The organism is Acinetobacter sp. UBA3025, from assembly GCF_002367915.1.
Classification (GTDB): domain Bacteria; phylum Pseudomonadota; class Gammaproteobacteria; order Pseudomonadales; family Moraxellaceae; genus Acinetobacter.
On sequence record NZ_DFDO01000239.1, the window covers coordinates 1 to 10,173 of the forward strand.

Below are 10,173 nucleotides of genomic sequence, written 5' to 3' on the forward strand. Positions count from 1 at the left end.
GGTTCTGTCATGAGAAAGCCCATATAAATGGGTAATGTACAAGTTGCTGTAGAAGCATGTTTAATTCGTCTGATCACAGATACTTTATAAAGTATTTTAATACTTTTTTGAATCCGTCAATGCGTAAGTCCTATATACCATTAAAAAATATAAAAATTAAAGTTCAACACTTTTAGAAAAGACATTAATAAAAATAATTCCCACAATCATGAATGACAGACCAATCAGTGCCGGAATATCCAGATGCTGCTTGAACACCAGCAGTCCCACTGTAGAAATCAGGATAATACCTGCACCGGACCAGATGGCATAAGCAATGCCCATTGGGATGGTTTTCATGGCCATGGAAAGAAAGAAAATGGCAATCGCATAGCCAACAAATGTGGTGATTGAAGGCCAGAGTACGCTAAAGCCATTGGAGGCCTTTAGTGCAGAAGTCGGGATGACTTCTGCAATAATAGCAACGGATAGATATAAAAAAGCCATATTCCTCCTTATAACACCCGTTCTGCATGATGCAGCAGGTGATTCTGTTCTTTGCTCATCCACTGTTCAGCTTCTGTAGTCGTGCTAGTCCTGTGCTGAAACTCATATTCAGGTTGGTAGATATCAATCTTAAAAATCAGGTCAATTGCACGATCATCCAGAACCACATGCTGGACCAGACGGGTTGCATCCAGAATTTCAAAATTGTCCAGATCAAAGGCGTTGCCTGTTTCACCGGTACGGGTGCTGTAGGTTTTACTTAAACCTTGGGTGCCAATAGAGACTTCAAAGCTTTCTAATAGATCAAATGAAGTAGTATCGGCTGACTTGATATCTAGTTCTGCAACTTGAGATTGCATCTCTGGCAAACGGGTCAGGGCATAGGCAATATGATCATCACAGATGATCAGACCGCCATCCATTTGCAGTTTTGCACCTGATTGGACATCTACCGCAGATTCTAAGCGTAGGCCTAAGAACAGGCCTTTCTTCACTTGCTGACGCCAGTCTTCGACATAGACATTGCTCGGTGAAAATTCCAGAATACAGTTGCCGATCGCGTGCAGTTTTGCAGGTTCAGGCCATTGCACATGGTTCTGGTAATTGGCGTAGTCTTCTACTTCCCAGGACAAAAGCTGCGTTGCATCATTCCATATGGTATTACCAATCCAGCCCTGACGTTCGGTCACTGGCGTGTCATTCTGACTTTTCAGTCGTAAATCAATAGTAAAACTGCGTGACTGGAACCAGTACACAATGGTGCTTTGGTCGGTTAAGCCATTAAAGAAACTGATGCTTTTCCTGCGAAATGCCCCGTATAAAAAGCTTGGAATAACTTCAGGCTGAGTAGTGGTTGGACTTAAGGTTCTGATTAATTCCCACAGGTTCATGATGCTGCCTTCGATTTTTCATTCAGCCCAAAGGAAGACAGCGGAACGGCATTTTTTAGAACCAGCTCACCATTGGCAATTCGCTGTTTTAAATACTGGAACGTTTGTGCGGTCTGATTAAACAGGTGTTCACCACCAATCAAAGGCTTATATTTGGAATCATCAGTTTTTACCACCGGTTCAATCACCGTGTCATAGTTACAGGCACAGAACAGCGGGAAGGAATAACGTTCTTCAGAGACTTTTTTTACGCGGTGTTTGGTTGCCAGGTATTTGCCATTGGACAGGATTTCCATCATGTCTCCAATGTTCATCACCAACGTATTTTCAATCAATGGAATATCAATCCATTCGCCAGCTTTGTTCAGCACCTGCAAACCTGGCGCAGTTGGTAATAGCAGGGTAAAGCATTCATAGTCGGTATGTGCGCCGATGCCTTCGGCATCTTTGATATCCGGATTGTACGGATAATGAATCAGGCGCAATTGACTTGGCGCATCATTAATTTTATCGGCAAAGAAATCTTCTTTGACACCAAGAGCCAGGGCAAAAGCAGAAAAAATTTGTTCGCTAATGGTGCGCAAGTGACCGTAATATTGGCTGACAATGGCTTTAAAATTTGGATAATCAGGCCATAAGGTTGGGCCAAGCAATGGGCAGTCTGTTCTAGAACCCTGATAGTCATAATTCACATCATAGGCTTCTTTGAGGTCATAACTGTTGCTTGCGAACTGTTCTTCACCAATTGGCACATAACCACTATGGTTACTGGATTTGCCAATATAGTGCTGCATTTTTGTGTCCAGATCCTGCTCGAAATAGGATTTGGCCAGTTCAACCAGTGACGTGGCATAATCAAAATTAAACTGATCTCCTTTAAGATAAAGGAATCCGACATCTTTACAGGCCTGGTCTAAAGCTGCCGCAACTTCAAGACGATCGGCCAGATGTGGATTTTGCATTTTGGAAATATCGACGAGTGGGAGTACGTATTGGTCTTGCATTGCAATCACCTTATTGTTGGTCGTCCAACACAGCGACTAAAACCTTTGGGTCGTCCCAAAGGCTCTTTAAAATGGATTATTTGCTCGTGCTGACTTTGGTCAAGCGTGGAATCTCTGGAAGATCGGCTAGTGCAGGATCCAGCTCATCCTCCTGTGCATGTACCAGCTGATTGACGTGCTCGCGAAGCTGTTTAAATTCCGGAGTCAGCATCAGATCTGGATGACGTGGACGTGGCAAATCCACTTCAATAATCTCTTTGATCTCACCTGGATTGGCTTTCAGCGCCACAATCCGGTCTGCCAGCAAGATGGCTTCATCCATATCATGGGTCACGAAAATGATGGTGATGTCGATGTTTTGCCACAGATCCATCAGGTGACGCTGCATTTTCTGGCGCGTATGCGGATCCAGTGCACCAAAAGGTTCATCCATCAGTAGTACTTTAGGTTCATTGACCAAGGCGCGGGCAATCGCCACACGCTGTTTCATCCCACCTGAGAGTTGATGCGGATACTGATCCTGATATTTTTCCAGGCCAATAATGTTGATCCATTCACGTGCCTGCGCTTCAGCAGAAGCATTGCTTTGACCTTTCATTTTCGGGCCAAACATGATGTTTTCTTTCACGGTCTTCCATGGAAACAGGGTATAGCCCTGAAATACCATGCCACGTTCCGGGCTTGGGCCGGTAATGGGCTTACCATCCACCAGAATTTCACCGCTGGTATAAGGATCAAGCCCAGCAACAACGCGGCTAAAGGTCGATTTGCCGCAACCCGATGGACCAATCACACAGATAAACTCACGTTTATGAATTTTCAGATCAATGCCATTTAAAATGGTGCGTTCGGTTTTTCCATGCTTGAAGGATTGAGTGAGCTGTTTGGCTTCCAGGATGACCGGACGGCTATAAATCTTGTCAAAATATTCACGGGTATTAAATTCAGAGTTTTGCATCAGTTTGCTCCCGGTTTCCATTTAAATAAGCGTTGTCCCAATTTCATTAAAATCACGTCACAGAGTAGACCAATTACCCCAATGATCAGGATCGCTGCAAAGACATTGTCAAAATTCTGATAACGGGCCTGCTGGGTGATAAACCAGGTAATACCGGAAGTACTGCCGATCAGTTCAGCCACGATCAGGTAAGTCCATGCCCATCCCAGTAGTACGCGTAAGTTACGATAAATTTCAGGAAGGGCTGCTGGAATGACCACATGAAATAGGCTTTTTAATTTATTGGTACCCAGAGTAAAACCGGCTTCAATCAGACTGCGATCCACCAGTCGTGTGGTATTGGCAATAATCAGGATTTGCTGGAACAAGGTGCCAATCACAATGATGGCTACTTTTGGTGCATCATTGATGCCTAAAATAGCCACCGCAAGGGCACCAAAAGCTGGGGCTGGCAGATAACGGAAAAACTCAACAAATGGCTCGGTCAGTTGGGAGATTTTATTAGAGAAGCCACATGAAATACCGAGTGGAATACCGATCAGGGAAGAAATAAAGAAAGCCGTAAACACCAGTTTGATACTGTGCCACAGGCTTTCATGAAACCATGGTGCATTGGCTTGAGCAGGTTCAGTGGTAAATGCAGTCACCAATGCGATCGCTACTTCATGCGGGGCAGGCAGATAGATCGGATTGACCAGAATACCTTGGGGCGGCGCCAGACCTTGATCCACTGCGGATTGCGCAGCAGAGAAAAAGATATCCTTATCAATACGACTACCGACCTGTAAATAGCTGACGCTGCCTGAATCGGCAATCTGGACTTGTGGATGCCAGATAAATGGCAAATAACTGACTGCACACCAAATCAAAATCGGTATTAAAAAAGAGCCCAAGCCAAACAGTATTTTATTTCTTTGACTGAGTTCACGTGCAACGTAACTCATAGTGTTGCCCCTCAATATTACAATTTTTATAAAACGTAATACTGATTAAGCAAAATGAATGCCATGATAAGCAGAAACATTCAAAATGATAAAATAACCTGATATTTCAAAAGAAAATTTAAACTGATAGGCAGGACTAACAACTTACTTAAGTTCACAGTTTGATTACATCTGGAAACATAAATAATTGTATTTTAGTCTTTATTGATCAATTTATAGTCAGAAATATTTCATATCTTTACATGAGTTTATTTAATCTCTTATTTTCCTTAAGGTATTGTCCACTTCTTAACTCATTGAATTATAAAAGGGGAGCAATGCTAGAATTTAAAAATCAAATCGTACACGGCGCAATTTTCGATATGGATGGAACCATGTTTGATACTGAACGTTTGCGCTTTCAAACCTTGCAACAAGCTTCGCGTGAGCTGATCGGCGTCGAATTTTCTGAAAACTATTTAATGCAGTGTTTGGGCTTAAGTGCCCGTAGTGCCGAACAGTTGGCCAAAGAACGTTATGGACAAGATGTTCCTTATGCCGAGATCCGCCAGCATGCCGATGTACTGGAACTAGAACATGTACGCAATTATGGTGTTCCAATTAAAAAAGGTTTATTGCAGGTGTTGGAACGCCTACGCAAGGCAGGCCTAAAAATGGCTGTGGCGACTTCGAGTCGACGTGCGATTGCAGAAGAATATCTGATCAATGCCAATGTCTATAAATTTTTTGATGTGCTGGTGTGTGGTGATGAGATTAAACAGGGGAAACCTCATCCAGAAATTTTTATCAGCGCAGCCGAAAAAATCAATTTAAGTCCGGCTCAATGCCTGATGTTTGAAGATTCTGAAAATGGTCTGCGATCTGCCTATGATGCAGGTGGCATGACGGTACTTTTCAAAGACATTAAAACGCCGAATGAGTCGATGCTGGCACAAGCCCAGTATTATTATGAAACGATGGAAGATTTTCTGATAGATCTGAACCACTTTGTTCCGGTGCTAGAAATGCCAGAACTTGAGACTGCATTTCCGCAAACGCTGAATCAGTTAACAGTTGGGATTCACGGCTTCGGTGCAATTGGTGGTGGTTATCTGGCTCAGGTGTTATCACACTGGGATGGTTATACGCGTCCACGCAAAATTATTGCCTCGACCCGTAATCCACTCTATCAGTCTGCCGTTAATGCGTTTGGCACCTATTGCATTCGTTATGGTCAGAACTCTTTTGACCAGCGTATTGAAAATATGAGCGTGATTGATGCATATGATCTGAAGCAAATGCAGAATATTTATATTGAATCCAGTCTGGTCGCAGTCTGTGTCCCTGAGGAAGCTCTGGTTTCTGAAGCAGAGGTGATTGCACAGGGTTTATATGCGCGATACTTGGCCTACGAGCAGCAGGAACAGCCGCTGACGCTGTTAATTATCCTGAATAAAATCGGGGCCAAACAGCTGGTGATGCAGCAGATTCTGAGCCGTCTGAAACAGATTACGGATGAACAGACAGCGCAGCACATTATGGATCAGCATTATTTCTGTGACACAGTGGTGAACCGTATGGTCTCCAAACTGTCCGACCAGAAACTGTACCGTCAGCTGCGCATCAAATACAACATGTTCAAGCAGTATCAGCTGGATGAAGATCTGTCCGTAGTGGATCTGGATGATTCTACAGCCCTGAATGCAGAGCAGGAACATCAGGCGGGCTTATATATTGAAGACCTGCGCCGTAATTTTCAGCCAAGTCATATTCTGCAGTCGATGGACCTGATTCTGTTTAATGCCGAAACGGATATGCCAATCTATGTGGAAAATAACAGTCCATTATTGGCTAAAATGCGCCAAATGATTCTGGTAGATGATATTGCCAATATCCAGCTGATTAAAAACCGCTTATGGAATGGTGTGCATGCGATGATGGCCTGGTATGCCAGCCTGCGCGGTCATCAGACCATTGGCGTGGCCATGTCAGATCATGCGGTCAGAAAATTCATGCAGCAGGCCTTAGCGCAGGTGAAGCATGGTCTCTGTTACCAGATTCCTAAGCATGCTTCAGATCTGGAGCGGCTGGCACAAAGTTTCACTGAATCCTGTGCCTATGCTTATCAGGATCCATGTGCACGTGTAGGGCGTGAACCTTTAAGAAAGCTGGAACATAATGAACGGGTTATGGGGTCATTATCGACCTTGCTTAAATATAGCTTGCCATTTGATGTAGTTTTAAAAGGTGCAGTGCTGGGTTATATCTATGCTCTGGAACAGGGTGAATGTGAGCAACAGGAACTGTTGATGCATTTACAGATCCAGTTAAGACATATGGCATTAGAGCCGCAACTATATGAGACCTTGTATGATGAAATGTCACAATTCATCAATCAGATGATTGCTGGAAAATTGTCCTTGCAAAAATTCATGCAACTGGATTTGCAGCAAGCGCTCAGCTAAATATCAGCAGTAAATAAAAAGACCCAGAACGATTCTGGGTCTTTTTTTATGGAAGTTTATAAATTTATACAGTCGTGGATTCTTGCTGATAAATACAGGATTGGGCAATCTGTTGCTGATCATCTGCGGACAGATTAATATTTTCCCATTTTTCCATCTGCTCTAATAGCCAGATAAAATCGGTGAATTGAGGCTCAACACTTTCACCTGCAAGGTTACGAATAATATTCTGAATCTTATGGAAGTCATAAACGTGTCTAGAAGCTGAACATTCAAACTGGATAATCTGATAATCCATCAGCATGTCCCAGACTTCAGAAAGATCCGTAGCATGCTTTAAATCCATCTGGGCTTTATTTACAGCTGCGACTAAGGCCTCTACAGTCAGTGGATGCAACTCGCCCCATTCCTGAGTTATTGCTAGTACTTTATCTGCCACTTTAGGAATCACATTTTGGCTTGCTGCGACAATCAGGCTATAACCTTCAAGCTTGGCCTGAATATTCCAAGGTTCACCCACACAAAAACCATCAAAAATCTGTGCTGCAATCCCTTTGACCATCAAAGGAGGAGGTGAGGTCTTGAGCAATATATTTTTAGCATATTGCGCATCAGTTAAAGCCAGCCATTCTCTTAAACAGTAATGATGAATGGAGTATTTATAAACATGAGCCAGACCTACTTTATGTTGCTGCTTTAAGGCACTGACCAGCTTTTGTGACGTGATCTGTTCATTATCTTCAGGCTGAATGCCCAGTTCATAACACAAATCCTGTCTTAAGCTGATAAATGCCTGATTGATACTGAGGACTAATGGGGTCTGCAAAGCGACTTGTAACTGGTCTGCGCCCAAAGCAGCCGCGGGAAGCATGGCAGACAGGCAATGGGCAGCATCCAGAAAGCCATAGGCCAGACGGTCGCGTAAGCTGGACCAGGAGGCTTCACGGATCAGGTTTACCTTTAAACCCTGTTCAGTAAAATAACCTTGTCGCTCCGCCCAAAGAATGGCAACACAATCAAGCAGTGGAATATAGCCAATATTGAGTTCTGTTTTTTCTAATGTTGTCATTGAATGCTCCTTATTGGCCGGATAACAGTTTTTGTGCATCAAGTAAGCGCCTTGCCATATCGCCAATGGTAATCCGGTGACTCATGGCATTTTTGCGCAACAGGGCAAATGCTTCTTCTTCGCTCAGTCCATGCAGCTGGATCAGCAGGACTTTGGCTTTATCAATATCCCTGCGATCACTTAATTTTTCCTGAGTTTCCTTCAGGTCGTGTAACAGTTTTTTATGTTTCTGGAATTGTTCAATCGATATTTCTAGAATATTTTCCAGTTTGGTTGGATCGATCCCGTCCACAATATATGCCGTGACTCCGGCATCAATAGCATTCCTGATGGTGTCCTTGTTGGAATTTTGGGTAAACAGAACAGTAGGTAATTCATACTGACTCACGCAGCTTTCAATAATATCGCGATGAGGATGATCCATATTTAACAGAATGACATCGGCATGCAGACTTTTGATATCAACAATGTTGAGGTCATTCAGAATGACACAGGCTACCACATGAAAATCATGCGCAAGCAAAGAAGCCTGAATAAATTCAGCGCGTTCTGGATCATCATCAATCAGGGCAATTCGTAATTTAGACATGCAAGATTTTTAGCTAGTACATCGAGGAATATTCCATGAGGACTTATGCAAAAAACATACCATGCAATTTAGTGCAAAAAAATCAGGAGATCAGGTTAAAAGTGTCATAAAAATAGTGCATGGAGTCTGATGAGAGTAAATTAGCCTGACTAAAATGAGGCGTTCTTAAAATAAGCGCACTAAAATAAGGAGTTTTAAGGCGAATAAGAATATAAAATTCATCGCTTAGATCAATTTTAATTTCATCAAGATGATCAGGAAAAATAAAAATCAAATAGAGATAAAAACGTTGGAATAATAATTGCTTATTTTTAATCCACTATAAAATAAAAAGGTGGAATAGATATGAAATTACAACTTATACCATCACTGCTAGTAATAAGCAGTCTTTTGATGGCGGGTAATGTGATGGCAGAAGACGGTGGTTTACGCTTTACCGAGAAAACTCTGGCCAAAGTGGCAGAAATGAAAACCAAGAAAAAATCAGCCGAAACCCAGCAAGTTACACCATTACAAGCGCAAGTAATCGAAAATGCCTCTAAATAATAGCCAAAATACATGAAGAAACTCTCTAGCAGGAGGGTTTCTTTTTTGGGCTGAAATCTATAAGCCATAGTTCAAAAAATAAGAATTCTATTTTCTAGTTATGACTTAGATTTTGGTCTAGAAACCTGTCTACTAAACTGATCTTTATGAATCAGAATATTGTTTATATCTTCAAAATTTTTAATTTAAATCACTTTTTGCCAACTCGAATTAGATGGTTACAAGAAAAAAATACATATCTATAAATTACAAATACTTAATAAATTAGATGTCAGAAATTGTTTGAATCTATCTGTGATCTTGCAAAGTACTGACAGATTATTTGTATAGAATAAATTAAAAATATTGCCGCACCAGTCAGATATTTTGGCAGAAAATATCTGCTTAATTTTGCATGCTTCATTTATGCTACAGCTTAAATTTTAAGCCAAGTCCTAAAGCAGATCAGGATCACTTATACAGGATTGTATAAATTCGCCATGAATATGACAAAAATTCCTCTCAAGAAAAACCCGCTTAGCCTGATGATACTGTCGGCATTTTCAGGCCATCTTTATGCTGAAACTACGCTAGCACAGGATAGTGTTCAGCAGCTGGACACTATTGTGGTGACCACTGAGCAAAATACAAATTCCCAGCAACAGACTGAGGCCGAACTTGCCAGCGTTTCGGGAGGAACCAACTTTATTTCAGATCAGCAGTTAGAACATCAGCGTCTGGGAACCACTGCTGACGTCTTCCGTCTCCAGCCCGGTATTTATGCCCAATCGCCGGGCAATGAAGGAGCCAAAATTTCTATCCGTGGTTCTGGCATTAACCGTACTTCTGGTGCACACGCATCCGGAACTTATGTCATGATCGATGATATTCCCTTTACCGGGCCAGGTGGTACAGCTTATGAACTGCTTGAACCGTGGTGGATTGATCATGTTGGGGTGTACCGTGGTGCCAATGGTTTAAAACAGGGCGGATTGTCCTTAGGTGGAACAGTTAACTATAAAAGTAAGACTGGTGCAGAGCAGAATGGCTCTGAATTAAAATACGAAGCGGGTAGCCATGGCTATCAGAAATACCAGTTTAGTACTGGCCGACAACTCGACAAGTTAGATTATTATCTGGCAGTGACGGGTTCGCAGTTTGATGGGATTCAGGATCATGCCGAAAGTGATGGTAAAGGTCTGGCTTTTAATCTGGGTTATCAGATCAGTCCAGATATTGAGACCCGCTTTTATGCCCGTTACCG

General features: G+C 42.4%; 10 protein-coding genes. 3 read left to right on the plus strand and 7 right to left on the minus strand.

Annotation, left to right across the window (positions count from 1 at the left end; all coding sequences use genetic code 11):
- Positions 1-156 precede the first annotated feature (156 nt).
- From B4J23_RS10105 to B4J23_RS10125, 5 genes are all read right to left on the minus strand, one after another.
- Positions 157-486, minus strand: a complete 330-nt coding sequence (locus B4J23_RS10105; RefSeq protein WP_291360403.1) for a DMT family transporter — start codon at positions 484-486, stop codon at positions 157-159.
- 8 nt (positions 487-494) lie between these two features.
- Positions 495-1,376 (minus strand): hypothetical protein, encoded by an 882-nt coding sequence (locus B4J23_RS10110; protein ID WP_291360404.1) that lies wholly within the window; start codon positions 1,374-1,376, stop codon positions 495-497.
- A complete protein-coding gene (locus B4J23_RS10115; RefSeq protein ID WP_291360406.1) occupies positions 1,373-2,380 on the minus strand; it encodes an isopenicillin N synthase family dioxygenase in 1,008 nt (335 codons plus the stop codon). The genes B4J23_RS10110 and B4J23_RS10115 overlap by 4 nt, the downstream gene beginning before the upstream one ends.
- A gap of 76 nt (positions 2,381-2,456) precedes the next feature.
- Positions 2,457-3,338 carry an ABC transporter ATP-binding protein gene (locus B4J23_RS10120; protein ID WP_291360408.1) on the minus strand — a complete coding sequence of 294 codons (882 nt, stop codon included), beginning with the start codon at positions 3,336-3,338 and terminating at the stop codon, positions 2,457-2,459.
- Positions 3,338-4,282 carry an ABC transporter permease gene (locus tag B4J23_RS10125; RefSeq protein ID WP_291360410.1) on the minus strand — a complete coding sequence of 315 codons (945 nt, stop codon included), beginning with the start codon at positions 4,280-4,282 and terminating at the stop codon, positions 3,338-3,340. The genes B4J23_RS10120 and B4J23_RS10125 overlap by 1 nt, the downstream gene beginning before the upstream one ends.
- Positions 4,283-4,599: 317 nt before the next feature.
- Here B4J23_RS10125 and mtlD point away from each other — a divergent pair, with 317 nt between their 5' ends.
- Positions 4,600-6,726: a bifunctional mannitol-1-phosphate dehydrogenase/phosphatase gene (gene mtlD, locus B4J23_RS10130; RefSeq protein ID WP_291360412.1), complete on the plus strand. Its 2,127-nt coding sequence runs from the start codon at positions 4,600-4,602 to the stop codon at positions 6,724-6,726.
- 64 nt (positions 6,727-6,790) lie between these two features.
- On the opposite strand, the gene B4J23_RS10135 is transcribed toward mtlD, so the two are convergent.
- Together B4J23_RS10135 and B4J23_RS10140 are read right to left on the minus strand one after the other, a co-directional pair.
- Complete coding sequence (locus B4J23_RS10135; protein ID WP_180013647.1) at positions 6,791-7,795, minus strand: ABC transporter substrate-binding protein; 1,005 nt, start codon at positions 7,793-7,795, stop codon at positions 6,791-6,793.
- 10 nt (positions 7,796-7,805) lie between these two features.
- Positions 7,806-8,384 carry an ANTAR domain-containing response regulator gene (locus B4J23_RS10140; RefSeq protein WP_004785667.1) on the minus strand — a complete coding sequence of 193 codons (579 nt, stop codon included), beginning with the start codon at positions 8,382-8,384 and terminating at the stop codon, positions 7,806-7,808.
- Positions 8,385-8,777: 393 nt separating this feature from the next.
- Between B4J23_RS10140 and B4J23_RS10145 the strand changes: the two genes are divergently transcribed.
- Positions 8,778-8,930, plus strand: a complete 153-nt coding sequence (locus B4J23_RS10145) for a hypothetical protein (RefSeq protein ID WP_291360416.1) — start codon at positions 8,778-8,780, stop codon at positions 8,928-8,930.
- A 479-nt stretch (positions 8,931-9,409) separates the two neighbouring features.
- Positions 9,410-10,173: TonB-dependent receptor plug domain-containing protein (locus tag B4J23_RS10150; protein WP_291360417.1), on the plus strand; the 764-nt coding region annotated here is incomplete at its 3' end.

Excerpts from the sequence above, each read along its gene's own strand:
- B4J23_RS10105 (WP_291360403.1), bottom strand. The coding sequence starts at position 486 with ATGGCTTTTTTATATCTATCCGTTGCTATTATTGCAGAAGTCATCCCG.
- mtlD (WP_291360412.1), top strand. The coding sequence starts at position 4,600 with ATGCTAGAATTTAAAAATCAAATCGTACACGGCGCAATTTTCGATATG.
- B4J23_RS10110 (WP_291360404.1), bottom strand. The coding sequence starts at position 1,376 with ATGAACCTGTGGGAATTAATCAGAACCTTAAGTCCAACCACTACTCAG.
- B4J23_RS10120 (WP_291360408.1), bottom strand. The coding sequence starts at position 3,338 with ATGCAAAACTCTGAATTTAATACCCGTGAATATTTTGACAAGATTTAT.
- B4J23_RS10135 (WP_180013647.1), bottom strand. The coding sequence starts at position 7,795 with ATGACAACATTAGAAAAAACAGAACTCAATATTGGCTATATTCCACTG.
- B4J23_RS10115 (WP_291360406.1), bottom strand. The coding sequence starts at position 2,380 with ATGCAAGACCAATACGTACTCCCACTCGTCGATATTTCCAAAATGCAA.
- B4J23_RS10125 (WP_291360410.1), bottom strand. The coding sequence starts at position 4,282 with ATGAGTTACGTTGCACGTGAACTCAGTCAAAGAAATAAAATACTGTTT.
- B4J23_RS10145 (WP_291360416.1), top strand. The coding sequence starts at position 8,778 with ATGGCGGGTAATGTGATGGCAGAAGACGGTGGTTTACGCTTTACCGAG.
- B4J23_RS10140 (WP_004785667.1), bottom strand. The coding sequence starts at position 8,384 with ATGTCTAAATTACGAATTGCCCTGATTGATGATGATCCAGAACGCGCT.